20 protein-coding genes are annotated in these 23,802 nt (G+C 74.0%); 13 read left to right on the forward strand and 7 right to left on the reverse strand.

The annotated features are described in order from the left end of the window. The first annotated feature begins 61 nt into the window (after positions 1-61). From EDF38_RS10480 to EDF38_RS10505, 6 genes are all read left to right on the forward strand, one after another. Positions 62-2,650, forward strand: coding sequence for an MMPL family transporter (locus tag EDF38_RS10480; protein WP_123355379.1), 2,589 nt, complete (start codon positions 62-64; stop codon positions 2,648-2,650). Between the two features lie 171 nt (positions 2,651-2,821). Next, positions 2,822-3,508, forward strand: coding sequence for a TetR/AcrR family transcriptional regulator (locus EDF38_RS10485; protein WP_123355380.1), 687 nt, complete (start codon positions 2,822-2,824; stop codon positions 3,506-3,508). A gap of 7 nt (positions 3,509-3,515) precedes the next feature. Further along, positions 3,516-5,348: an MDR family MFS transporter gene (locus EDF38_RS10490; RefSeq protein WP_123355381.1), complete on the forward strand. Its 1,833-nt coding sequence runs from the start codon at positions 3,516-3,518 to the stop codon at positions 5,346-5,348. A 144-nt stretch (positions 5,349-5,492) separates the two neighbouring features. After that, the gene (locus EDF38_RS10495; protein ID WP_123355382.1) at positions 5,493-5,921 is read left to right on the forward strand and encodes a DoxX family membrane protein; all 429 of its coding nucleotides are present in this window, start codon (positions 5,493-5,495) and stop codon (positions 5,919-5,921) included. A gap of 70 nt (positions 5,922-5,991) precedes the next feature. Then, positions 5,992-6,861, forward strand: a complete 870-nt coding sequence (locus EDF38_RS10500; protein WP_123355383.1) for an SDR family NAD(P)-dependent oxidoreductase — start codon at positions 5,992-5,994, stop codon at positions 6,859-6,861. Between the two features lie 113 nt (positions 6,862-6,974). Then, complete coding sequence (locus EDF38_RS10505; protein WP_123355384.1) at positions 6,975-9,635, forward strand: phosphoenolpyruvate carboxylase; 2,661 nt, start codon at positions 6,975-6,977, stop codon at positions 9,633-9,635. A gap of 74 nt (positions 9,636-9,709) precedes the next feature. Here the strand turns inward: EDF38_RS10505 and EDF38_RS10510 are convergent, their stop codons facing one another. Next, entirely contained in the window at positions 9,710-10,012 is a 303-nt protein-coding gene (locus EDF38_RS10510; protein ID WP_123355385.1) for a DUF4190 domain-containing protein, read from the reverse strand. Between the two features lie 173 nt (positions 10,013-10,185). On the opposite strand from EDF38_RS10510, the gene EDF38_RS10515 reads away from it, so the two are divergent. From EDF38_RS10515 to EDF38_RS10525, 3 genes are all read left to right on the forward strand, one after another. Continuing rightward, positions 10,186-11,415, forward strand: coding sequence for a sensor histidine kinase (locus tag EDF38_RS10515; protein ID WP_123355386.1), 1,230 nt, complete (start codon positions 10,186-10,188; stop codon positions 11,413-11,415). Continuing rightward, positions 11,412-12,191 (forward strand): response regulator, encoded by a 780-nt coding sequence (locus EDF38_RS10520; RefSeq protein WP_370275633.1) that lies wholly within the window; start codon positions 11,412-11,414, stop codon positions 12,189-12,191. The genes EDF38_RS10515 and EDF38_RS10520 overlap by 4 nt, the downstream gene beginning before the upstream one ends. A gap of 132 nt (positions 12,192-12,323) precedes the next feature. Next, a complete protein-coding gene (locus EDF38_RS10525; protein WP_370275622.1) occupies positions 12,324-13,418 on the forward strand; it encodes a BMP family protein in 1,095 nt (364 codons plus the stop codon). Positions 13,419-13,565: 147 nt separating this feature from the next. Here EDF38_RS10525 and EDF38_RS10530 read toward each other — a convergent pair whose 3' ends face one another. After that, positions 13,566-14,384, reverse strand: coding sequence for a carbon-nitrogen hydrolase family protein (locus EDF38_RS10530; protein WP_123355388.1), 819 nt, complete (start codon positions 14,382-14,384; stop codon positions 13,566-13,568). Between the two features lie 37 nt (positions 14,385-14,421). Between EDF38_RS10530 and EDF38_RS10535 the strand changes: the two genes are divergently transcribed. Then, positions 14,422-15,087, forward strand: coding sequence for a GntR family transcriptional regulator (locus tag EDF38_RS10535; RefSeq protein WP_233572387.1), 666 nt, complete (start codon positions 14,422-14,424; stop codon positions 15,085-15,087). A 4-nt stretch (positions 15,088-15,091) separates the two neighbouring features. Here the strand turns inward: EDF38_RS10535 and EDF38_RS10540 are convergent, their stop codons facing one another. Then, positions 15,092-16,447 carry an MFS transporter gene (locus EDF38_RS10540; protein ID WP_123355390.1) on the reverse strand — a complete coding sequence of 452 codons (1,356 nt, stop codon included), beginning with the start codon at positions 16,445-16,447 and terminating at the stop codon, positions 15,092-15,094. A 193-nt stretch (positions 16,448-16,640) separates the two neighbouring features. On the opposite strand from EDF38_RS10540, the gene EDF38_RS10545 reads away from it, so the two are divergent. Further along, on the forward strand, positions 16,641-17,324 hold the full coding sequence (locus EDF38_RS10545) for a DUF2848 domain-containing protein (RefSeq protein ID WP_123355391.1): 684 nt from the start codon (positions 16,641-16,643) through the stop codon (positions 17,322-17,324). Here the strand turns inward: EDF38_RS10545 and EDF38_RS10550 are convergent. Both EDF38_RS10550 and EDF38_RS10555 read right to left on the reverse strand, forming a co-directional pair. Next, entirely contained in the window at positions 17,288-20,176 is a 2,889-nt protein-coding gene (locus EDF38_RS10550; protein WP_123355392.1) for a molybdopterin-dependent oxidoreductase, read from the reverse strand. The genes EDF38_RS10545 and EDF38_RS10550 overlap by 37 nt on opposite strands. Next, positions 20,173-21,156, reverse strand: a complete 984-nt coding sequence (locus EDF38_RS10555) for an FAD binding domain-containing protein (RefSeq protein WP_199734694.1) — start codon at positions 21,154-21,156, stop codon at positions 20,173-20,175. The genes EDF38_RS10550 and EDF38_RS10555 overlap by 4 nt, the downstream gene beginning before the upstream one ends. An 84-nt stretch (positions 21,157-21,240) precedes the next feature. Here EDF38_RS10555 and uraD point away from each other — a divergent pair, with 84 nt between their 5' ends. Together uraD and uraH are read left to right on the forward strand one after the other, a co-directional pair. Then, a complete protein-coding gene (gene uraD / locus EDF38_RS10560) occupies positions 21,241-21,783 on the forward strand; it encodes a 2-oxo-4-hydroxy-4-carboxy-5-ureidoimidazoline decarboxylase (protein ID WP_123355393.1) in 543 nt (180 codons plus the stop codon). Beyond that, a complete protein-coding gene (gene uraH, locus EDF38_RS10565; RefSeq protein WP_123355394.1) occupies positions 21,780-22,106 on the forward strand; it encodes a hydroxyisourate hydrolase in 327 nt (108 codons plus the stop codon). The genes uraD and uraH overlap by 4 nt, the downstream gene beginning before the upstream one ends. Before the next feature lie 86 nt (positions 22,107-22,192). On the opposite strand, the gene EDF38_RS10570 is transcribed toward uraH, so the two are convergent. Together EDF38_RS10570 and pucL are read right to left on the reverse strand one after the other, a co-directional pair. After that, positions 22,193-22,723 (reverse strand): nucleoside deaminase, encoded by a 531-nt coding sequence (locus EDF38_RS10570; protein ID WP_123355395.1) that lies wholly within the window; start codon positions 22,721-22,723, stop codon positions 22,193-22,195. A 52-nt stretch (positions 22,724-22,775) separates the two neighbouring features. Further along, positions 22,776-23,699: a factor-independent urate hydroxylase gene (gene pucL / locus EDF38_RS10575; protein ID WP_123355396.1), complete on the reverse strand. Its 924-nt coding sequence runs from the start codon at positions 23,697-23,699 to the stop codon at positions 22,776-22,778. Between the last annotated feature and the right edge of the window lie 103 nt (positions 23,700-23,802).

Here is a 23,802-nt window from a genome sequence, read left to right on the forward strand (position 1 = left end):
GCGAGGCTCCCCACCCACCGCACCGACCCCGCACGCCCGCACCACCTGGAGGAACCGCCCCATGGCATCCCTGCTCTACCGACTCGGCCGCACCTCGGCCCGACGCGCCTGGCTGGTGATCGTCGCCTGGATCGTGATCCTCGGCCTCGCCGGCGGCGCGTTCGCGCTCTTCGGCGGCACGCTCACCTCGGCCGTCAGCATCCCCGGCACGAAGACGCAGGAGGTCAGCGACGAGCTGGCCGACAAGTTCCCGCAGGCGAGCGGCGGCACGGGGTCGGTCGTCTTCACGACCGGCAGCGACACCGCCATCACCGACGCGCAGCAGCAGGACATCGTCGACCTCCTCACGAGCACGGAGGACCTCGACGACGTCAAGGGCACCGTCGACCCCTTCGCCACGCAGGCGCAGCTCGCCGACCAGCAGGCGAAGATCGACGCGGGTCGGCAGCAGATCAGCGACGGTCGTGCCCAGATCGACGCGGGCCAGGCGCAGCTCGACGCCGCCCAGGCGCAGCTGACCGCCGGGCAGCAGCAGCTCGACGCCGCGAGGGCGCAGGCCGAGGCCGCCGGGCAGCTCGCCGCCGCCCAGGCCCAGCTCGACGCCCAGCAGGCCCAGATCACCGCCGGCCAGGCGCAGCTCGACGAGCAGCAGCAGACGATCGACGACAACCTCGCCGAGCTCACCACGCAGGAGTCGACGCTCGAGGACGGCGCCTCGCTGCTCGACCTCTCGTCGGGCATCCGCCAGGTGTCGGAGGACGGCAGCACCGCCGTCGCCACGATCCAGTTCGACAAGGCCCTCAACCTCGTGCCCACCGAGGCGAAGGAGGCGGTGGTCGCCCACCTGGAGGACGCCGGCATCGACGGCGTGCAGGTCGAGGTCTCGAACGACATCGCCTCGACGATCCCGGAGATCTTCGGCCCGGGCGAGGTCGCCGGCGTGCTCATCGCCGCCATCGTGCTCTTCGTCATGCTCGGCACCCTGATCGGCGCGGGCCTCCCCCTGCTCAACGCCCTGATCGGCGTCGGCGTCGGCGTGCTCGCGTCGCTGTCGCTCTCGGGCGCCGTCGAGATGCTCTCCGTCACGCCCGTGCTGGGGGTGATGCTGGGCCTGGCGGTCGGCATCGACTACTCGCTCTTCATCCTCAACCGGCACCGCACCCAGCTCAAGGCCGGGGTGCCCCTCGAGGAGTCGATCGGCCTCGCCAACGGCACATCCGGCAACGCCGTCGTCTTCGCCGGCTCGACCGTGCTCATCGCGCTGCTCGCCCTGAACCTCACCGGCATCCCGTTCCTCGGCCTGATGGGCACCGTCGGGGCGGTCTGCGTCTTCGTCGCGATCCTCATCGCCATCACGCTGACGCCGGCCCTGCTCCGCCTCGTCGGCCCGCGCATCCTCACGAAGAAGGCGCGCGCCGCCGTCGGCCACACCGGCGCCGTCCGGGTGCCGTCGAAGCCCATGGGCACCGGCCGTGCCGTGCTGACCCTGGTGGCCGGCGTCGCCGTGCTGCTCATCGTCGCGATCCCCGCGCTGTCGATGCGCCTCGGGCTCCCCGCGGGGTCGTCCGAGCCCGTCGACTCGAGCGCCTACAAGGCCTACAAGATCGTCGAGGACAAGTTCGGCGCCGGCGTCAACGGCCCCCTGCTCGTCGTCGCCGACCTCGACCAGGCCGTCTCCGACGACGACCTCGTCGCCGAGCAGGTGCGCATCGGCACCGAGCTCGCCGCCCAGGACGACGTCGCCGCCATCGCGCCGATCGGGGCGTCGGACGACGACACCCTGCTGGCCTTCCAGGTCGTGCCCGAGGGCGGGCCGACGGCCGAGTCGACCGAGCAGCTGGTGCGCGACCTGCGCTCGCTGTCCGTCGACGGGGTCTCCGAGCTCGGCGTGGCCGGCAACGCCTCCGGCAACATCGACGTCAGCGAGAAGCTCGCCGCGGCCCTGCCGCTCTACCTGCTCGTGGTGGTCGGGCTGTCGCTGATCATCCTGGTCTTCGTGTTCCGGTCGATCCTCGTGCCGATCACGGCGACGCTCGGCTTCGTGCTGTCGCTGTTCGCCGCGTTCGGCGGGGTGACCGCGGTCTTCCAGTGGGGCTGGCTGGCACCGGTGTTCGGGGTGCACGACCCAGGGCCCATCCTGAGCTTCCTGCCGATCCTCATGGTCGGCGTGCTGTTCGGGCTCGCGATGGACTACCAGCTCTTCCTCGTCAGCGGCATGCGCGAGTCGTACGCCCACGGCTCGCCCGCGCGCCTGGCCGTCCAGCGGGGCGTCCACGCCGGACGCACCGTCGTCATCGCGGCGGCGCTGATCATGGCCGCGGTCTTCTCGGGCTTCGTCTTCTCGAACTCCGTGATGATCCAGTCGATCGGCCTGGGCCTGGCGCTGGGCGTGCTCGTCGACGCGTTCGTCGTCCGCCTGCTGCTGATCCCCGCGGTCATGCACCTGCTCGGCGACGCCGCGTGGTGGATCCCGAGGTGGCTCGACCGCATCCTGCCCGACGTCGACGTCGAGGGCGCCTCCCTCGAGCGCTCCACGCCGGTCGGCCACGGGCACGAGGGCGGCGAGCACGCGCACGTCGCCGCCGACGCCGAGGTCGACGCGCCGGTCGCGCAGACCCGTCACGACGGCGACGGCGCGCACCGGGCGTAGCGCGGGAGCAGACGAGGAGGCGCGGGGTCCGCAGGTCGGGCACCGCGCCTCCCGCACGTCCGCTGTCGAGTACTTGCACTATCGGCTGCGTAGTGCAATTCTTGTCGGCGGGCCGCCCGGCCCCCGGCGACGTCGCCGACGTGCGCAGCGACGACCGAGAGGAGGCGCGTGATGACCGCCCCCACCGCTCCCGCGACCGTCCCCGCCCTGGGCAAGGCCGCGCTGCGCCGCCTCCGCACCCGCTCCGAGCTCGTCGGCGAGGCCCGCCGCCTCACCGCGGAGCACGGGCTCGCGGGCTTCACGATCGAGCAGCTCTGCGAGGCGGTCGGCATCTCGCGGCGCACCTTCTTCAACCACTTCGCGTCCAAGGACGACGTCGTCGTCGGCACGGCCCTCGACGACGACGACGAGGCGCTGGAGGCGTACGCGTCCTCGCGACGCGACCCGCGCCTCCCCGCGCTGTCGACCACCCTCGACGACCTCGCCGCGCTCGTCGTGCAGCGGGTCGAGCAGGTCGGCCTGACGCGCTCGCGCGCGGCCGAGTTCAAGGCCGCCGTCGACCGAGAGCCGCGACTGCTGCAGGCGATGATGGCGCAGGGCGACGAGCAGCAGCGCCGCGTCTCCGCCGCGATCGCCGCCCACGAGCGGCTCGACGCCGACGACCCGCGCATCGGCGTCGTCGTCACGCTCGCCCTCGCGCTCGTGCAGCGCGCGATGGGTCGCTTCTTCTTCGACGAGGGGCCGCCCGGGCTGCGCTTCGACGACGTCCTCCACGAGCAGCTCGCCCTCGCGCGGGGCCTGCTCGCCCCCTCACCTCTCGTCCCCCCGCCCGTCGACCCCGACCAGGAAGCACGCTGACACCGCCATGACCACCACCACCGCGACGAAGGCCGACGCGCCCTTCCTCCTCACGAAGAGGCGCATCTGGATCATCTTCGGGGCGCTCATCTCGGGCATGCTCCTGTCGAGCCTCGACCAGACGATCGTCTCGACCGCCATGCCGACGATCGTCGGCGAGCTCGGCGGCGTCGAGCACCAGGCCTGGATCACGACGGCCTACCTGCTCGCGACCACCATCGTCATGCCGATCTACGGCAAGTTCGGCGACGTGCTCGGGCGCCGCACGCTCTTCCTCGTCGCGATCGCGATCTTCACCCTGGCGAGCATCGGATGCGCCTTCGCGAGCGACTTCTGGATGTTCGTCGTCTTCCGCGCCGTCCAGGGCCTCGGCGGCGGCGGGCTCATGATCCTGTCGCAGGCGATCATCGCCGACATCGTGCCCGCCTCCGAGCGCGGCAAGTACCTCGGCCCGCTCGGCGCGGTCTTCGGCCTGTCGGCCATCGGCGGACCGCTGCTCGGCGGCTTCTTCGTCGACCACCTCACCTGGCAGTGGGCGTTCTACATCAACATCCCCGTGGGCATCGCGGCCTTCGCGATCGCCTGGGGCGCCCTGACGCTGCCGAGCAAGAAGGCCACGAAGAAGGTCGACTGGCTCGGCGTCGTGCTGCTCTCGGCGGCCACGACCTGCCTCATCTTCTTCACCGAGTTCGGCGGCCAGGACGACCACGGCTGGGGCGCGCCCGAGACGTGGCTCTGGGCGGCCGGCCTCCTCGTCGCGGTGAGCGCGTTCGTGCTCGTCGAGTCGAGGGCGGACGACCCGATCATCCCGCTGTCGTTCTTCCGCAACCGCGTCTTCGTGCTCGCCACGGCCATCGGCTTCGTGCTCGGCGTCGGCATGTTCTCGGCCATCGCCTTCGTGCCGACCTTCCTGCAGATGTCGTCGGGCGCCTCCGCCGCGGTCTCGGGGCTGCTGCTGCTGCCGATGATGGCGGGCCTCATCGGCACGTCGATCCTGTCGGGCAACCTGATCACGAAGACCGGTCGCTACAAGGTCTTCCCGATCGTCGGCACGGTGCTGACCGGCATCGCGATGGTGCTCTTCTCGACCCTCACGGCCGACACCCCGCTGTGGCTGATCTGCGTGTTCCTCTTCCTCTTCGGGGCGGGTCTCGGCCTCATCATGCAGGTGGTCGTGCTCGTCGTGCAGAACTCGGTCGACGCCGCGAACGTCGGCACGGCGACCAGCACGAACAACTACTTCCGCGAGGTGGGCGCGGCGCTCGGCGTCGCCATCTTCGGGGCGCTCTTCACGAGCCGCCTCACCGACAACCTGACGAGCGTGTTCGCCGGGGCGGGCGCCTCGCCCGAGGACGCGTCGCAGGCCACGGCCACGCTCGACCCCGCCACGCTGAACCAGCTGCCCGAGGCCGTGCGCCGACTCGTCGTCGAGGGGTACGCCGACGCGCTCGCGCCGGTGTTCGCCTACCTCGTGCCGTTCATCGTCGTCGCGCTCGTGCTCGCGGTCTTCCTGCCGCAGATCGCCCTCTCGGACGTGGCCGGCATGGTCGCCCGCGGCGAGGCGCTCTCGGGCGACGAGGCCGAGCAGCTCGAGACCGAGCAGCGTGCCGGGGCCGGCGGTCGCGGGCGGGGACGGCGCGGCGACGCGACGGCAGCCGACCCGACGTCGGCGGCGTCCCCCGTCGCGGAGGGCGCGACGGCCGCGGCGGTCGCGACCGGCGCGCCGGCGACGGCGGTCGACCCGCGCGGCGACGACGCCGCCGACCCGAGGGGCGCCGAGCGCGACGCCGGGGGCACCACGCGTGCGCCTCGGGACGGCGACGGGGCGTCGCGGGGCTGAGCCGCGCCTCCGGCGCCTCGGGGCCCGGCGCCTCGCGACCTCGGGGCCCGGCACCGCCGGCGCCCTGCACCACGGCGGGCCCGCACCCGGGCCCGCCCCGACACACGACGCGACGGGGCACCCGCCCCGGACTTGGATGGACCGATGAGCTACCAGAACCGACCGCTGCCCCGCACCTCGCTGCCCCGCACCATCGCCCGGGTCGCCCTCGGCGCGGCCCTCGTGTACGCCGGCACGAGCCACCTCACCTTCGCTCGCGAGTCGTTCGCGGCCCAGGTCCCCGAGTTCGTGCCGCTGTCGGAGGACGCGACCGTGCTCGCCTCGGGCGTCGTCGAGATCTCGCTCGGCGCGGCGCTCATCGCCCTCGGCAAGCGCCGCGTCACGGTCGGCTTCGTCGCGGCGGCGTTCTTCGTCGCGATCTTCCCGGGCAACATCGCGCAGCTCGTGCACCACCGCGACGCCTTCGGGCTCGACACCGACACCAAGCGCGCGCTGCGCCTCGTCGGGCAGCCGCTGCTCATCGCCTGGGCGCTGTGGTCGACGGCGGCGCTGCGCGACCGACGCAAGGCGTAGCGTCCGGGACCGCCTGGCCGCGGGGCGAGCGGCCCGGCCTGCTCGGAGCGCGCGGGGATACTCTGCACCGATGACCGTGACCCTGCCGGAACCCACCCGCCTCGACGACCGCACCGTGGTGATCACGGGCGGCAGCTCGGGCATCGGCGCCGCTGCCGCCGCCGCGCTGGGGCGCCTCGGGGCCACCGTGGCCGTGGTCGGCCGCGACCCCGAGCGCACCCGCCGGGTCGCCGACCAGGTCGGCGGCGTGGCCCACCTTGCCGACTTCACCGACCTCGACGCGGTGCGGGCCCTGGCCGCCGAGCTGCTCGAGCGGCACCCGCAGATCCACGTGCTGGCGAACAACGCGGGCGGCCTCTTCGCCGAGCGACGCCTCACGGGCGACGGGTTCGAGACCACGTTCCAGGTCAACCACCTCGCGCCCTTCCTGCTCACCTCGCTGCTGCTGCCGCGCCTCACGGAGACCGCGCAGGACGTCCCGCCCGGGTCGGTCCGCATCGTGCAGACCTCGAGCGCGGGCAACCTCTTCGGCTCGGTCGACCTCGACGACCTCGACTCGGCCCGCGGGGCGTGGCTCGGCGGGATGCGTGCGTACGGCCCGTCGAAGCTCGAGAACATCCTCTTCACCCGCGAGCTCGCGCGACGCCTCAAGGGCACGTCGGTCGAGGCGTTCGCGTTCCACCCCGGCTTCGTGGCGTCGGGCTTCGGCGGCTCGGGGCCGGTAGCGACCCTCGGCAAGCGCCTCGCGGTCAGCACCGAGCGCGGGGCCGAGCCCCTCGTGCGGCTGGCCGCCGCGCGGACCGTGCCGGCCCCGAGCGGCAACTACTTCGACCGGCTGAGAGCGCCCGGTCGCGTCAACCGGCAGGCGGGCGACCGCGCCGCCGCGCGCCTGCTCTGGCAGCGCAGCGCCGAGCTCGTCGGGCTGCCCGCGCACGCCTGAGGGGCGTCGGGCGGGGTGCTGACGCGCCCTCCCCAGGTCGTCGCGCGCCCCCGCTCGTGCACCCGGAGGCGCGGTGTGCGTCACGGGACCGCCCCGTGGTCGAGAATGGTCGCGTGACCGACACCACCGAGAGCACCCGACGCCCCGACGGCAGTCCGCGCGACACCTCCCGAGACGACGTGAGAGGGGCGGTCGACGGCGCGCTGCGCGCCGACGTCAGCTTCCTCGGCAGCCTGCTCGGCAGGGTGCTGACCGAGGCGGGCGGGCCCGAGCTGCTCGCCGACGTCGAGGCCCTGCGCGCCGCGGTCATCGGCGCCTTCGAGGGCGAGGCCGACTCCGTGACGCGGGCGCGCGAGCTCGTCGAGGGGCTCGACCACGAGCGGGCCGAGCAGGTGGCGCGGGCGTTCACCTGCTACTTCCACCTCAGCAACCTGGCGGAGGAGCACCACCGGGTGCGCGTGCTGACCCGCCGGGGCAGCGGCCCCGACTCGCTGCCCGCCGTCGTCGAGTCGCTCGTCGACGAGCTCGGCGCCGACGAGGCCGCCCGACGCCTGGCCGACCTGCGGTTCCAGCCCGTCTTCACGGCCCACCCGACCGAGGCCCGACGCCGGGCGGTCGCGTCGACCATCCGTCGCATCAGCGACCTCCTCGCCGAGCGCGACGTCGCCGCCAACGAGGTCACCGGCGCCGAGACGCAGCGCCGCCTGCTGGAGGAGATCGACACGCTCTGGCGCACCTCCCCGCTCCGCACGACCCGCCCGACGCCGCTCGACGAGGTGCGCACGGCGATGAACGTCTTCGACCAGACGCTGTTCGAGATCGTGCCGACCGTCTACCGCCTGCTCGACGACCGGCTGCAGGGCGAGGGCGCCGGCCGCGAGCCCGTGCGGGCCCCGGCCTTCATGCGGCTGAGCAGCTGGATCGGCGGCGACCGCGACGGCAACCCGCACGTCACCGCCGAGGTCACGACGGCGGCGGCCGAGATCGCGGCCGAGCACGTGCTCATCGGCCTGCACCGCGCCACCACCCGCATCGGCAGCACGCTCACGCTCGACGAGGACGACACCCCCGGCGACGCCGGCCTCGTCGCGCTCGCCGAGAGCCAGCGCGCGCTCGACGCCGACGTCGCCTCGCGCATCGGCATCCGCTCGCCCAACGAGAGCCACCGCCGCGTGCTGCTCTTCGTCGCCGCCCGCCTCGACGCCACCCGGCGCGGCGAGCCCGAGCTCGCCTACGCCGACCCCGACGAGCTGCTGGTCGACCTGCGCACCGTGCAGGCCTCGCTCCGCTCCGCCGGGGCGCACCGGGCCGCGAACGGCGAGCTGCAGAACCTCGTCTGGCAGGTCGAGACCTTCGGGTTCCACCTCGCCGAGCTCGAGGTGCGACAGCACTCGCAGGTGCACCGCACCGCGCTGGAGGAGGCGCGTGCCGGCGGCGAGCTCAGCCCGATGACCGTCGAGGTGCTCGACGTGTTCCGCGCCGTCGCCCTCCTGCAGGCCAAGCGGGGCCGTCGAGCCGCGTCGCGCTACATCGTGTCGTTCACGCAGTCGTCGGCCGACCTCGCGAACGTCTTCGAGCTCGCCGAGCTGGCCCTCGGCTCGGCCGAGGCCGCACCCGTGCTCGACGTCATCCCGCTGTTCGAGACGTTCGCCGACCTCGAGGCGTCGACGCGCATCCTCGACGAGGCCCTGCAGACCGAGGCCGTGCAGCGCCGCCTCGACGCGACGGGCCGCCGCCTCGAGGTCATGCTCGGCTACTCCGACTCGTCGAAAGACGTCGGGCCGGTCAGCGCGACGTTCGCCCTGTACGACGCCCAGGCGCGCATCGCCGAGTGGGCCGAGCGCAACGACATCGTGCTCACGCTGTTCCACGGCCGCGGCGGGTCGATGGGCCGCGGCGGCGGACCCGCCCACGAAGCCGTGCGCGCCCAGCCGCCCGGGTCGGTCGAGGGCCGGTTCAAGATCACCGAGCAGGGCGAGGTGATCCTGGCGAACTACGGCAACAAGACCATCGCCCAGCGGCACATCGAGCAGATGGCCGCCGCGACCCTGCAGGCGTCGACGCCGGCGACGGCGGCGCGCAACGCCGCGGCCGCCGAGCGTTTCGCGCCCCTCGCGGCGGCCATGGACGAGGCGTCGCGCGACGCCTTCTTCGGCCTCGTGAAGGCCGACGGCTTCGCGCAGTGGTTCGCGACCGTCACGCCCATGGAGGAGGTGGGGCTGCTCGCCTTGGGGTCGCGACCCGCCCGCCGCGGCCTCTCGGTCGAGTCGCTGGAGGACCTGCGGGCGATCCCGTGGGTGTTCGCGTGGACGCAGGCCCGCATCAACCTCGCCGGCTGGTACGGCCTCGGCTCGGCCCTCGCCGCCGTCGGCGACGTCGACGTGCTGCGTGAGGCCTACGCCTCGTGGCCGCTCTTCACGACGATGATCAAGAACGTCGAGCTGTCGCTCGCGAAGACCGACGAGCACATCGCCCGCGAGTACCTCGGCCTCGCCGAGCGCACCGACCTCGCCGACCGGGTGCTCGCCGAGATGGCGCTGACGCGCGAGTGGGTGCTCGCGACGAGCGGCCACGCCGAGGTGCTGGAGGGGCGACCGGTGCTGAAGCGCTCGGTGCGCCTCCGGAGCCCGTACGTCGACGCGCTCTCGCTGTTGCAGCTGCGGGCGCTGCGCGGCATCCGCCGGGCGGTCGAGAAGGACCCGGCCGACGCCGACCACCGACTGCTGCTGCTCACCGTCAACGGCATCGCGGCGGGGCTGCAGAACACCGGCTGAGACCCGTGCCCCGGCGCACGAGAGAGGGCCCCGACGACATCGTCGTCGGGGCCCTCTCTCGTGCGCGGGAACGCCTACTGCATGTAGGCAGCCGTGGCCAGCAGGGCGCCGACGATCATCGAGCCGATGTTGAGCACGATGCCGACGAAGCCCAGCACGATGCCGGCGAGCGCCATGCCGCGACCGGCCGGCTCGCGATTGCGGGAGAGGAAGCCGAGGACGACGGCGGCGATGGCGAAGAGGATCCAGATGATCGGGAAGATCCACGCGAACACGATGCTGATGATGCCGAAGACCAGCGAGAGCACCGCCATCGTCTTCTTGTTCGCGGCGGCGGGTGCTGCGGCCGGGGCCTGGGGCGGGTACGCGTCGGTCATGTCGGGTCCTCCGTGATCGAGAGTGAGTATGTCTCGTCACGCTACCGACGGGGAGCCCCGGCGGGCCGCATCCGTCCGTCGCGCGTACCCCCCGTCCGGGGAGCCCCTCGGCCGAGGTCATCTCCCCCCATCGGTCGATCCTCGGGGCGCCGCGCGCTCCCTACGCTCGGGGCATGACCTCGCATCCCCCGACCCTCCCTCGCCGAGGGGCCGCGGCGCGCCTCTGGGGCGAGACGTGGCGCCTCCTGCTGTCGACCTCGCTCGGCCTGCTCCTCTTCCTCCTCGTGTGGTTCAGCGACGACGCGGTCATGGCGAGCATGAGCCCGACCCGCTTCGCGGTGCTCGTGCTGCTCGACGTCGCCCTCGGCGTCGTCGCGCTGGTGCTCCTCCCGTTGCGGCACCGGGCACCCGTCGCGCTGACGACCGTGGCGGCCGTGCTGGCGTCCGTCTCGTCGCTCGGCGCCGTGGCGGCGGCGCTCATGCTCGTGTCGCTCGCGACGCGACGTCGTCCCGTCGAGATCGGCGTGGCCGGGGGCGTCTTCGTGGCGGCCGCCGTGGCGTCCGAGCAGGTCGTCCTCCGCACCGCCGACGACGTCCCGCTGTGGATGTCGCTCGCGCTCGTGCTCGTCGTGACGGCGGCCCTCGTCCTCACCGGCCTCTACGTCGGCGGTCGCCGCGAGCTGCTCCGGTCGCTCCGCGAGCGCGCCCGGCTCGCCGAGGCCGAGCAGGAGTCGCGCCTGGCCCAGGCCCGCGAGCACGAGCGCACCGCGATCGCCCGGGAGATGCACGACGTCCTGGCGCACCGCCTCTCGCTGATCGCCCTGCACGCGGGGGCCCTCGAGTACCGGGCCGGGCTCGACACCGCCGCGGCGACCGCGACGGCCGGCGTCGTGCGCGACGCGGCCCGGTCGGCCCTCACCGAGCTGCGGGAGGTGCTCGGCGTGCTGCGCGAGCCCTCCGGGGTCGACGGCGCCGAGGCCGACGTGCGGGTCGCGCCGCCGCAGCCGACCCTGGCCGACCTCGACGACCTCCTGCTCGACGCCCGCGAGGGCGGCACGGACGTCGTCCTCGAGATCGACGACGCCGTCCGCGTCGCCCTGGCCGACGTGTCGCCGACCACGGGGCGCCACGCCTTCCGCATCCTGCAGGAGTGCCTGACCAACGCCCGGAGGCACGCGTCCGGTCGCCCCGTCTCGGTCGCCGTGTCGGGGCGCCCCGGTCGCGAGCTGCTGCTCGTGGTCGAGAACCCGCTCACCCACCGGGCCGCGGCCTCGTCGGAGCCGACCCGCGGACACGGCCTCGTCGGGGTCGCCGAGCGTGCCCGGCTCGCGGGCGGCTCCGCGGTCGTCGTGCACGACGAGGCCCGCCACCGCGTCGAGGTACGACTGCCGTGGCCGGCGTGAGCGGGGGAGCGGGCGAGGGGCGCGCGGTGCCGCCCCGCGCCTCCGGCGGGGTCGACGCGGTCCGCGTCGTGATCGTCGACGACGAGCAGCTCGTCCGGGCCGGGCTCGCCCTGCTGCTCGGGGGCGACCCGGGCGTCGAGGTGGTCGGCGAGGCCGGCGACGGGCTCGAGGCCGAGTCGGTCATCGACGCGACGCAGCCCGACGTCGTGCTGATGGACATCCGCATGCCGCGCCGCGACGGGCTCGAGGCGACCGAGCGCGAGCTCGCCCGGCGACCCGGCCTCGCGGTGCTCGTGCTGACGACGTTCGACGCCGACGACATGGTGCTGCGGGCCCTGCGCGTCGGCGCCCGGGGGTTCCTGCTCAAGGACACCCCGCCGGCGGAGCTCGTCGCCGCGGTGCACGCGGCGGCGAGGGGCCGGGCCACGCTGTCGCCGACCGTGCTCGACACGGTGATCGCGGCGGCGGGGCGGGGATCGGCACCGGCGCCCGGGTCGGCAGCGGGACCGGGTTCCGGCTCCGCGTCGACGGCGGCCCGTCAGCGGCTCGCCGTCCTCACCGAGCGCGAGGCCGAGGTCGTGACGGGCGTCGCCCGCGGCCTGTCGAACGGGCAGATCGCCGCCGAGCTCTTCGTCAGCCTCGCCACCGTGAAGACCCACCTCGGCCACGCCTACGACAAGCTCGGCGTCGGGGGACGGGTCCAGCTCGCGCTCCTGGCGCGCGAGGCGGGGGCGGGCGTGCCGGCAGCGGGCACGGACGGGCAGCGGCCGGGCTGACCGCCGTCTCGATCCCGTCACGGTCCTCCGCGGCGTGGTCGTTCCCTGCCATGATGCTGGTCAGCGTCCGCGGCCCGCGGCGTCCCGAGATGCGCTCGTCCGCGAGCGCGCCGTCCCCGGAGGTCTCCTGTCGTGCTCGTCCCCTCGTTCCGTCCGTCGTCCCGCTCGCGTGCCCCGCGCCTCCTCGGGGCCCTGGTCGCGGTCTCGTCCGTCGCGCTGCTCGCCGCGTGCTCGGCGGCCCCGAGCGACTCCGGCGACGACGCGACGACCGGCGAGCACTGCGCCCGCATGGTGACGAACTCGGGCGGGCTCGACGACCGCTCCTTCAACCAGTCGAGCTGGGCGGGCCTCCAGGCGGCGCAGGCCGACGACGGCATCGAGGCGCAGGTGCTCGTGTCGACCAGCGAGACCGACCTCGCCCCGAACGTCGACCAGGCCGTCGCCTCCGGCTGCGGCTTCGTGCTGACCGTCGGGTACGAGCTCGCCGCCGCCACGCAGGAGCAGGCGGCCGCCAACCCCGACATCGACTTCGCGATCGTCGACGAGACCGTCGAGGGCGACAACGTCAAGCCGATCCTGTTCGACACGGCCCAGGCGTCGTACCTCGCGGGGTACCTGGCCGCCGGGGTCTCGAAGACCGGCAAGGTGGCGACCTTCGGCGGCGGCAACCAGCCCCCCGTCACCCTCTTCATGGACGGCTTCTCGGACGGCGTCGACGCCTACAACACCGCGCACGGCACCGCCGTCGAGGTGCTCGGCTGGTCGAAGGAGGCCCAGGACGGCTCGTTCACCGGCGACTTCGAGGACGTCAACAAGGGCAAGCAGCTCGCGCAGGCCCTCATCGACCAGGGGGCCGACGTCGTGATGCCGGTCGCCGGTCAGGTCGGCGAGGGCGCGGCCTCGGCAGCGCTCGACGCCGACGGCGTCTCGGTGATCTGGGTCGACAACGACGGCTACGACACGCTGCCGGCGGAGTACCGCCCGATCCTCCTGACCTCCGTGCTCAAGGACACCGAGGCGGCCGTCCAGCAGATCGCCGTCTCGACCACGGACGACAGCTTCACGAACGAGCCGTACGTCGGCACCCTCGAGAACGGCGGGGTCGACATCGCGCCGTTCCACGACCTGGCCTCGTCGGTCAGCGCCGAGCTGTCGGCCGAGGTCGACGCCCTGCGCGACCAGATCGTCGCCGGCGACGTGACGGTCGAGTCGCCCAGCGCGCCGTAGCCCGCCCGTCGCAGGTCGGTCCTGCGGCCCCTCGGGCCCGCGGCCGGAGACAGAGACATCCAGCGGGCGCGCTCACGGTCCCTGGCTGCCCGTGCCCCTCCGTGCCGTCGTGTTCTCGCGAATACGGCCATTCAGGGGAGGCGCGGGTCAGGCGCCGGGGGCGGTCGCGACCGCGAAGCGCTGGTTGGCCAGCACGGGCAGCGTGCCGCGGGCGGCGTCGACGTCGGCCAGGTCGAGGTCGACGACCACGAGGCCGGGCTCCGCGCCGAGCTCGGTGAGCACCGCGCCGAACGGCGAGACGACCATGCTGTGCCCGACGCCCGTCGGGGCCGACGAGGTCGCCTCGACGCCCTGCGTCGCCGGGTCGCCCTGACCGACTGCCACGACGAAGGTGGTCGTGTCGACGGCGCGGGCGCGGGCCAGCAGCTGCCACTGCTCGACCTTGCCCGGCCCGGCGCCCCAGGAGGCGCACACGACGCTGACCTTCGCGCCCGAGGCCGCGTTCGCGAGGAACAGCCCCGGGAACCGGATGTCGTAGCAGGTGGCGACGCCGACCCGGTGGTCGCCGACGTCGACCGTGACCGCGCGCTCGCCGCCCTGCACCGAGTCGGACTCGGCGTAGCCGAACGCGTCGAAGAGGTGGATCTTGTCGTAGTGGTCGCCGTCGCCGGTCGGCGTCGCGACGAGCAGCGTGTTCCGCACCCGGCCGCCGTCGCCGGGCGTGAACATGCCCGCGACGATCGTCACGTCGAGCTCGGCGGCGAGCTCGCGCACCCGCCCGGCCCACGGGCCGTCGAGCGGCTCCGCGACCGCGCCCAGGTCGGTGCCGAAGGCGCACATCGCCGCCTCGGGGAAGACGACGAGCTCGGCGCCGTCGGCGGCCGCGTCGCGGGCGACCTGCTCGACGCCGAGCAGGTTGGCGGCCGGGTCGGCCGAGCTGACGATCTGGGCGAGGGCGATGCGCATGGTGTCTCCGTCGTTGGTGTATACGTACTGTATGCAGATGAAGCCGGACCCCGTCGAGACCGGCGAGGCGCTGTCAGGCCGCGAGAAGGCCTACCAGCACCTCTACGCGCACGTGCTGGTCGATCCCTCGATGCAGGGCGCGTTCCTCAGCGAGCAGGAGCTCGCCGAGCAGGTGGGGGTCTCCCGCACCCCGGTGCGCGAGGCGCTGCTCATGCTCGCGGCCGACGGCCTGGTCGAGATGATCCCGCGCCGCGGCGCCCGCGTGCCGGTCATCACCGGTCGCGAGATCGCCGAGCTGATGGAGCTGCGGGGCGTCCTCGAGCGGCACGCCGCCACGGTCGCGCTCGAGACGGGTCGGGTGCCGCTCGCCGAGATGCGCGAGGTGCTCGCCCGCCAGCACGAGCTCAAGGAGCAGGAGCCGACCGAGAGCGGCCGCGAGTTCATCGAGTGGGATCGCCGCTTCCACCAGCTGCTCGTCGACGCCGCCGGCAACGGCCTCATGTCGCGCAGCTACGAGAAGCTCCGGGCACGGCAGGTGCTGGTCGGCGTGGAGGCGCTGTTCCGCCGCACCGACCGGCAGGAGCGGGTCTGCGTCGAGCACGACGAGATCGTCGCCGCGCTCGCCGCGGGCGACCCGCAGGCCGCGCGGGAGGCGATCGACCGGCACCTGACGGTGACGCTCGACCTCCTCCTGCGCAGCTGACACGTCAGGCCCCCGACACGACAGGGGTCGGGCCGGTGAGGTACTCCTCGTCCTCGCGCACGTCCGAGTCGCGCCCGAGCGCCAGCCCGATCAGCGTCAGCGCGACCGCGACGGTGAGGTAGAGCGCGATGCCGAAGCCGCTGCCGGTGCGCTCGTAGATGATCGTGAACATCAGCGGGGCGATCGCGCCGCCGAAGACGCCGGCGATCGTGTACGCCAGCGAGCTGCCGGTCGAGCGGAGGCGGGGCGAGAACTGCTCGATGATGAACGCCGCCTGCGGGCCGTACATCAGGGAGTGGAAGACGAGCCCGAGCACGATGCCGATCGTCAGCACGACGGTCGACGACCCGTCGGTCACGACGAAGAAGACGAACGACCAGACGGCGGCCCCCACGGCCGCCACCGCGTAGAGGAGGCGTCGGTTGATCAGGTCGGACAGGGCGCCGGCCAGCGGGATGGAGACCAGCTGGAAGGCCGATCCGATCAGCACCGCGACCAGCACCTGGCTGCGCTCGAGGCCGAGGGCGGTCGTGCCGTAGGTCAGCGTGAAGACGGTGAAGAGGGCGTAGGTGACGTCGGGCCCGATGCGGCAGAGGATCGCCGCGACGAGGGGACGCAGCTGCGTGCTGAAGACCTCGCGGACCGGGGCGGCCGGGGCGTCGCCGCGGGCCTCGAGGGCCTGGAACACCGGGGTGTCCTCGAGCTTGAGCCGGATGTAGAGGCCGAACCCGACGAGCACCGCCGAGAGCAGGAAGGCGAGGCGCCAGCCCCAGTCGAGGAAGGCGTCCTCGGTGAGCACCGCCGTCAGCAGCGCCAGGGCGCCGTTCGCGAGGAGGTTGCCGGCGGGGGGACCGACCTGGGCGGCGCTGGACCAGAACCCGCGCCTCCTCGGGTTGCCGAACTCGCTCGACAGCAGCACGGCGCCGCCCCACTCGCCGCCGACGCCGACGCCCTGGGCGAAGCGGAGCAGCACGAGGAGGATCGGCGCGGCGAGGCCGATGGTGGCGTAGCCCGGCAGCACCCCGATGAGGAAGGTGGCGATGCCGATCACGAGCAGCGTCGTGACGAGCACGGGCTTGCGGCCGAGCTTGTCGCCGAGGCGGCCGAAGACGAACCCGCCGATCGGGCGTGAGACGTAGCCGACCGCGTAGGTCGAGAACGCGAGGATCGTCGCCGTATACGGGTCGCTCGACGGGAAGAACACGCTCGGGAAGACGACGGCCGACGCCGCGGAGTAGACGGCGAAGTCGTACCACTCGAGGGAGGTGCCGGTGAGCGAGGCGGTGAAGGCCTTGATCAGGGAACGCCGCGAGACGGGCGGCGACGCGCCGTCGGCGGGAGCGGGGGAGGCGGTGGTCATGAGCGGTCCTTCGGGGTCGGTGACGGCCGGGCCGTCGTCGGTGGATCCGTGCTGAGGAGCTTGCCACCGAGGTGGCGGTCTGGCAATACCGTGTGTATACAGTAAGCATGCAGGCCGGTCCCGACCAGGCCCGCGACCCCTGCGAGACCAGATTTCACATGATCGACACACGGCCACCGACGAAGGAGCACCCATGAGCACCCTCCACTTCACGCTGCCCGACGGCACCGTCTGCGCGGTCGAGGTGACCCGCCTGCTGAACGCCGGCTACGCGGGCCGCGAGCAGGACGAGGTCCAGGCGCACATCGCCGAGCTCGCCGAGCTGGGCGTCCCCGGCCCCACGACGACGCCCGCCCTCTACCCGGTGTCGCCCTACCTGGCCCAGCAGGTCGACGAGGTCGCCGTGCAGCACGACCGCACCAGCGGCGAGGCCGAGTGGGCGCTCGTCGTGACCGACGACGACGTGCTGCTGACGGCGGCCTGCGACCACACCGACCGCGCCCTCGAGGTGCACGGCGTCGCGTGGAGCAAGAACGCCAGCCCCGACGTGCTCGGCACCCGCGCCTGGCGCCTCGACGACGTGCGCGACCACCTCGACGACATCGCGCTGCGCGGCTTCGTCGGCACGGGCGACGACCGACGGCTCATCCAGGACTCCACGCTCGGCGCGCTGCTGACCCCCGACTACTGGCTCGACGTGCTGGCCGAGCGCGGCCTCCGTGAGCCGGGCACCGTGCTCATCTCGGGCACGGTCGCGATGACCCCCGGGGTCGACCAGTTCGCCGACGCGTGGTCGGTCGAGCTGCACGACCCGACGACCGACGACACGATCAGCGTCGCCTACGCCGTGTCGCCGATGCCCGAGTCGATCGGCTGACCCGAGCCCGTCGGCGGGGTCGGGCCGGCGTCGCGGGCCAGCCGCCAGAGCCGGTCGCGCGACATCGGCAGCTCGTGCGGCCGCACGCCCAGGGCGTCGCGGATCGCGTTCGCGAGGGCGGGCGCCACGGGGTTGTACGGCGCCTCGCTCATCGACTTGGCGCCGAGCGGCCCGAGCTCGTCGTGCGTCGACGCGAAGAGCACCTCGGTGCGCGGCACGTCCGAGAACTTCGGCACGCGGTAGTTGCGGAACGCCGAGGTGAGCACGCGTCCCTCGCCGTCGAGCACGACCTCCTCGTAGAGCGCCGTCCCGATCGCCTGGGCCGTGCCGCCCTCGACCTGCCCGCGCAGCTGCTCGGGGTTGAGCACGGTGCCGGCGTCGGCGGCCTGCACGGAGCGCAGCATGCGCACCTCGCCCGTGGCGCGGTCGACCGCGACCCGGAACCCGTGCACGTTGAACGCCACCGACCGCGGCGTGCCGTCGTGGCTGCCGTCGGCCCGCAGCGGCCCGTCCGCCAGGAGGCGGTCCACGCCGACGAGCACCGGTCCGGAGGCGCGGTGCACCACGACCCCGCCGTCGACCACCTCGGGGGCGGCGGCTCCGTCGTGGACGGGTGCCGCGCCTCCGGCGGCCTCGAGCGCGCGCTCCGCCATCGCAGCACGGAGCTTCAGCGAGGCGGCGAGCAGGGCCTTGCCCGCCACGACGACGCCCGCCGAGCCGAACGCGCCCGTGTCGTAGCGGGCCACGTCGGTGTCGGACTGGCGGATGCTGACGCGGTCGGGCGTCGTGCCGAGCGCGGAGGCGACGATCTGCGCGTGCACGGTCGTCGTGCCGTTGCCGAACTCGGCCGTGCCGACGCCGATGTCGTAGCCGCCGTCGGCGCGCAGCTCGACCGAGGTGTCGGCGAAGTGCCCGCGGGGCGGCATGGTCGCGATCATCGCGAGGGCCATGCCCGTGCCGACCGACCAGGTGGGCCCGTCGGGCACGACGTCGGCCACCGCGACCGCGGGGTCGTCGCTCGGACCGGCGAGCGCCTGCTCGACGAGGTCGAGGCACTGGTCGAGGCCGTAGCTGCCGAAGAGCAGGTCGGTCTCCTCGTCGGGGTCGGTGACGACCATCGCGTCGCCCGGCACGACGACGTTGCGCCGGCGCAGCTCGAAGGGGTCGAGGCCGAGGCGGCGGGCGAGCTCGTCCATGGCCGACTCGACGCCGAAGACGACCTGGCCGAGCCCGTAGCCGCGGAACGCCCCCGAGGGCAGGTTGTTCGTGTAGACCGACTCGGCGTCGACGCGCTTGTTCGCGCAGCGGTAGACCGAGGTCGACTCGTGCACCGAGTGGTACATGACGCCGATGCCGTGGTTGCCGTACGCGCCGGTGTCCATCAGCTGGTCGACGTGCATCGCGGTGAGCACGCCGTCGGCGCTCGCGCCGAGCCGCACGCGCACCCGCATCGGGTGCCGGGTCGGGGCGACGGTGAACTCGTCCTCGCGCGAGAACTCGAACTGCACGGCACGGCCGGTGCGGAGCACGGCCAGCGTCACGAGGTCTTCGGTGATGAGCTCCTGCTTGCCGCCGAAGCCGCCGCCGACGCGCTTGGTGAAGACCCGCACGCGGTCCTCCGGCAGGCCGAAGACGTGGGCGACCTCGTCGCGCACGAGGAAGGGCACCTGGCTCGAGGTGCGCAGCACGAGGCGGCCGTCGTCGTCGAGCCAGCCGCGGGTCGCGTGCGTCTCGAGCGCGGCGTGGCTGACCCGCTGGGTCTGCCAGGTGCCCTCGACGGTCACGTCCGCCGCCGCCAGGGCGGCCTCGACGTCGCCGGTCTCGCCGTGCATGGCGGCCACGGTGTTGCGCTCGGGGAAGGCGATGCGCGAGGCCTCGCTGGTCTTCTCGCCGTGCAGCAGGGGCGCGCCCGGCCGGCGGGCCTCCTCCGGGTCGAAGACGGTGGGCAGCAGCTCGTACTCGACGACGAGCGCGTCGAGCGCGAGCCGCGCCTCGCGCACCGACTCGGCGACGACGGCGGCCACCCGCTGGCCGCGGAAGCGCAGCACCGGGTCGAGCACGAGGCTGTCGTCGGGGTCGTCCTCCCGGTCTTCGTGGCGACCGGTCGAGAAGAGCGTGGCGGGCGAGTCGTGGTGCGTCAGCACGGCGTGCACGCCGGGCATCGCCTCGGCCGCCGTCGCGTCGATCGAGACGACCCGGGCGTGGGCGTGCGGGCTGCCGAGCACGGCCAGGTGCAGCAGCTTCGTCGGGGTGCGGAAGTCGAGCGTGTACTCCTCGGTGCCGGTCGCGACCCGCAGGCCCGCGGGTGCCTTCGCCGACTGCCCGACGGCCGTCCCCGCGGCCGGCGTGGCCGTGTTCGACACGCCGCAGATCGCGTCCCCGACGGACCGGTACCCGGTGCAGCGGCAGAGGTTGCCCTTGAGGAGGCGCGGGAGGTCGTCGCGGTCCGCCTCCGTGAACGTCGAGGCCGTCACCACCATCCCGGCGGTGCAGAACCCGCACTGGAAGCCGGCGGCGTCGACGAAGGCCTGCTGAACGGGGTGCGGGTGCTCGGGCGTGCCGAGGCCCGCCGCGGTCGTGACCACGCGGCCGTCGAGGCGGTGCGCGGGCCAGATGCAGGAGTGGACGGGGTCGCCGTCGACCAGCACGGAGCAGGCCCCGCAGTCGCCCGCGTCGCAGCCCTTCTTGACGCCGTGCACGCCGGCCTCGCGCAGCACGGTGCGGAGCACCTGGCCGGGGGCGACGGGGGCCTCGAGCGCGTGGCCGTCGACCTCGAACGCGACGGTGCGGGCAGGGGTCGCCGAGGAGAGGGCGGCGACGGACGGAACGGGTGAGGGGTCTCGGGGGGTCACGCCGCGCCTCCTTCGGGGTCGGGGGCAGGTGCAGGAGCAGGCGATGCGGCGGCGGCGCCGGGGCCGGGGCCGGGGGCGACCGGGGCGGGCACGGCGGTGCGGGCGGCGGCGTCGGCCGTCGCGCTGCCGAGCGGGCCCGGCCGGTGGACGAAGGGCGCCGCCGGCGGGGGCTGCTGCGGCAGGAGGGCCTCGGCGCGGAGCTCCTCCGCGAAGAGGGCGCTGACGTGCCGCCGCCAGTCGGGGGCGCCGTGCGGGTCGTCGTACCAGGTGCCGACGCGGGCGACGGCGCCGGCGAGGACGGCCGCTCCGGGCACCTCGTCGAAGCGGAGCTGCTCGGGACGCGTCGTGCCGGCCGTGATCGTCACGACGAACTCGCCGTCGGGGGACAGGCGGCTCGTCACGAGGGCGCCCGAGCGGCCCAGCGGGCTCAGGGCGACGCGACGGAACCCCGCCCGCGAGCGCAGCGAGGCGGTCGGCACCTCGAACGAGCGCAGCACCTCGCCGGTCGTCAGCGTGTTCGTGCGGACCCCGGTCACGAGGCGCGCGACGGGCTCGCGCCGCTCGCCGCCGTCGGGCGTCCAGACGACGGCGGTGGCGTCGAGCCCGGCGAGCAGCGAGGTCAGGGCCCCCGCGGGCAGGCTCGTGGCGACGTTGCCGCCGACGGTCGCGACGTTCCACACCTTGAACGAGGCCAGCAGCGAGTTCGCGCACTGGGCGACGAGCGGGTGCGCGGCCCAGTCGTCGCGGGCCGGCAGCCGGGTCAGCTCGGCGATCGTGCAGGTCGCCGCGACGGTGACGACGTCGTCGCCGACCTCGAGGGGCCTCCAGCCGAGCGTGGTCAGGTCGACGAGGCCGGTCAGCCCGGGCTGCGGCTCGGAGAAGAGCCAGGTGCCGCCGCCGAGCGGCAGCTCGCCCGGGGCGAAGCGGAGCTCGGCCCGGGTCGACGGGGTGCGGACCTCGCGCACGGTGATCAGGTCCACGCGAGCTCCTCCCGCCCGGCCCGGGGCGACCCGGCCTGCGTCGCGGGCCCGGCGGCCCGGCCGTCCGTCAGTACAGTGACCTCCATGATCGATCTCCCCGAGAGCGAGCTGCGCGAGCGCCTCGCGACAGCCCTCTCCGTCTCCCGCTGGGTCGACGACGTCGCCTCCGGCGCGCCGTACCAGGACGTGGAGGCGCTGGTCGCCTCCGCCGAGCGCGCCGGCGACCCGCTCACCGACGCCGAGATCGACGAGGCCATGGCGCACCACCCGCGCATCGGCGAGTCGCCCGTCGGCGAGGGCGCCGCGCAGGAGTTCAGCCGCCGCGAGCAGGAGGCGTCGCAGCAGACCGACGACGCCCGGCTCGCCCGGGCGCTCGCCGAGGGCAACGCCACGTACGAGGAGCGCTTCGACCGGGTGTTCCTCATCCGCGCCGCGGGGCGCAGCCGCGAGGAGATCGTCGAGGAGCTGCAGCGCCGCCTGACGCTCGACGACGAGTCGGAGAAGCGCATCGTCGGTGAGCAGCTCGTCGAGATCGCGGCCCTGCGCCTGCGGCAGATGTTCGGCGAGTCGAGCGCGGAGACCGGACGCGGGGCCGAGACGGCCTCGCCGCGGGAGCCGGCCGCGTGAGCCACGTCACGACGCACGTGCTCGACGCGGCGCTCGGCCGCCCCGCGGCCGGCGTCGCGGTCGACCTCGCCGACGCGACGGGCGCGGTGCTCGCCAGCGGCGTGACGAACGACGACGGACGCGTGCCCGAGCTCGGGCCCGACGCGCTGCCCGTCGGCGTCTACCGGCTCGTGTTCCACACCGCAGCGTACTTCGAGGCCGCGGGCCGGGAGGCCTTCTGGCCGCGCGTCGTGCTCGACTTCGACCTCGTCGACGAGCAGGCGCACTACCACGTGCCGCTGCTGCTCAGCCCGTTCGCCTACTCGACGTACCGGGGCAGCTGAGGCCCGCGGCGCCTCCCGGGGCGCCGACGCGTCCGCCCGGGCGCCGGTCGGCCCGCCGCCGCGCCCGCTGCTCGCCACCACGGCGCTCAGTAGTCGGTGCGGTGGTCGTGCGCGAGCCACGCGTCGAACGGCGCCGAGGCGTCGCCGGGGCGCACGGCGTCGACCGGGAGCTCCCACGTGGAGCGGTCGCGGCCGAACAGCTCGTAGAACTCGAGGTCGTCGAAGCCGCCCCGCGCGGCGTCGTGCCGGTCGGCGGCGTAGACCACGCGGTCGACCCGGGCCCAGAGCGCGGCCGCGAGGCAGAGCGGGCAGGGCTCGCACGAGGTGTAGAGCGTGGCGCCGGCGAGGGAGAAGTCGCCCACGACCTGGCAGGCCGCCCTGATGGCGACGACCTCGGCGTGCGCCGTGGGGTCGAGGTTCGCCGTGACGCGGTTCTGGCCCTCCGCCACGAGCTCGCCGTCGCGCACGATCAGCGCCCCGAAGGGGCCGCCGCCGGCGGCGACGTTGGCGACGGCCAGCTCGATGGTGCGGGCGAGCCACCGGGCGTCGACCGCGGCGTCGACCACGGGGGCGGAGCCGGCGGTGTCGGGGGCGGTGGGGGTCTCTGCGGCGCTCATCGCGCCTCCTTCGGGTCGGGGTCGTCGGGGTGTCGGGGGTGTGCGGGCCGCGTCAGGCGAGGCCGGCCGAGGCGCGCCACGCGTCGCCCGCGGGCAGCGCGTCGTCGCGGTGCAGGGTCGCCTCGATCAGCCCGTACGGGCGGTCGGCGGCCCAGAAGACCTCGTTGTCGTTCTCCAGCCCGAAGCGTTCGAGATCGTAGGCGAAGTGGTGCTTGTTCGGCGCCTTGAGGCGTACCTCGGCGATGTCGGGGTGGGCCTCCATCGCCGCACGCCCCATGTGCCAGAGGGTCTGCTGGAGGGCGAGCGACTGCAGGGTCGCGAACTCGCGCACCATGATGGCCGTCACGGAGGCGTGGAGGGCGTCCCAGTCGAAGGAGGCGTCGGCCGCGGCGTCGCCCGAGACCCGCCACTTGGCGTCGAGGGCGGTCGCCATGACGCGGTCGTGCGTCTCGGGCAGCGTCGTGAACTCGTCGGTGAGGAACCCCGCGAACTCCGACCCCGTCGACTTCAGCAGCACCAGCTCTTTCACGCCGGCGACGACGTGCTCGCGGACCCCGCCCGGGGCCGCCGCGTCGACCGTGACGGCCGCCGTGCGCACCTCGGGGCCGGTGCGGAGCCAGGTGTGGTCGTGCTCGGCGCCGTCGACGACGGCCCGCGCCCAGGCGTGCTCCTCGATCTCGATGCGGGCGGAGACGACGGGGTCGACGTCGTCGACGAAGTGGCGCGCGAGGTCGAGGCCGAAGCCCTCGACCGACTGCACCCCGTGCGACTTCGCGAAGGCGAACGCCGTGTTCTTCTGGGTGTCGGTCGGCAGCACGGCCGACTGGTCGCCCTCGAGGTAGGCGGCCTCGAAGGGACCGCGCAGCGCGGTCGTGACCGTGAGGTCGCGGATCTCGTGTCGGGGCCCGTCGCGCACCACGCGAACGAGGTGGGACTCCGCCTTGCCGTACTGGTTGTCGCCGAGGATGATCGCCATGCCGCGATCTTGACAGGCTCGTGTGAACGGCTTGTTTCAGGATCGGCCGTTTGTGAACGGGCTGTTTCAGGACCGCCCTGTGGGGGGATCGTCGTCTCGCTAG

The organism is Frigoribacterium sp. PhB160 (assembly GCF_003751785.1).
Lineage (GTDB): Bacteria > Actinomycetota > Actinomycetes > Actinomycetales > Microbacteriaceae > Frigoribacterium.

Bases quoted from the DNA above. Each gene is read 5' to 3' on its own strand.
- EDF38_RS10480 (WP_123355379.1), top strand. From the start codon at position 62: ATGGCATCCCTGCTCTACCGACTCGGCCGCACCTCGGCCCGACGCGCC.
- EDF38_RS10485 (WP_123355380.1), top strand. From the start codon at position 2,822: ATGACCGCCCCCACCGCTCCCGCGACCGTCCCCGCCCTGGGCAAGGCC.
- EDF38_RS10490 (WP_123355381.1), top strand. From the start codon at position 3,516: ATGACCACCACCACCGCGACGAAGGCCGACGCGCCCTTCCTCCTCACG.
- EDF38_RS10495 (WP_123355382.1), top strand. From the start codon at position 5,493: ATGAGCTACCAGAACCGACCGCTGCCCCGCACCTCGCTGCCCCGCACC.
- EDF38_RS10500 (WP_123355383.1), top strand. From the start codon at position 5,992: ATGACCGTGACCCTGCCGGAACCCACCCGCCTCGACGACCGCACCGTG.
- EDF38_RS10510 (WP_123355385.1), bottom strand. From the start codon at position 10,012: ATGACCGACGCGTACCCGCCCCAGGCCCCGGCCGCAGCACCCGCCGCC.
- EDF38_RS10515 (WP_123355386.1), top strand. From the start codon at position 10,186: ATGACCTCGCATCCCCCGACCCTCCCTCGCCGAGGGGCCGCGGCGCGC.
- EDF38_RS10530 (WP_123355388.1), bottom strand. From the start codon at position 14,384: ATGCGCATCGCCCTCGCCCAGATCGTCAGCTCGGCCGACCCGGCCGCC.
- EDF38_RS10535 (WP_233572387.1), top strand. From the start codon at position 14,422: ATGAAGCCGGACCCCGTCGAGACCGGCGAGGCGCTGTCAGGCCGCGAG.
- EDF38_RS10540 (WP_123355390.1), bottom strand. From the start codon at position 16,447: ATGACCACCGCCTCCCCCGCTCCCGCCGACGGCGCGTCGCCGCCCGTC.
- EDF38_RS10545 (WP_123355391.1), top strand. From the start codon at position 16,641: ATGAGCACCCTCCACTTCACGCTGCCCGACGGCACCGTCTGCGCGGTC.
- uraD (WP_123355393.1), top strand. From the start codon at position 21,241: ATGATCGATCTCCCCGAGAGCGAGCTGCGCGAGCGCCTCGCGACAGCC.
- EDF38_RS10570 (WP_123355395.1), bottom strand. From the start codon at position 22,723: ATGAGCGCCGCAGAGACCCCCACCGCCCCCGACACCGCCGGCTCCGCC.
- pucL (WP_123355396.1), bottom strand. From the start codon at position 23,699: ATGGCGATCATCCTCGGCGACAACCAGTACGGCAAGGCGGAGTCCCAC.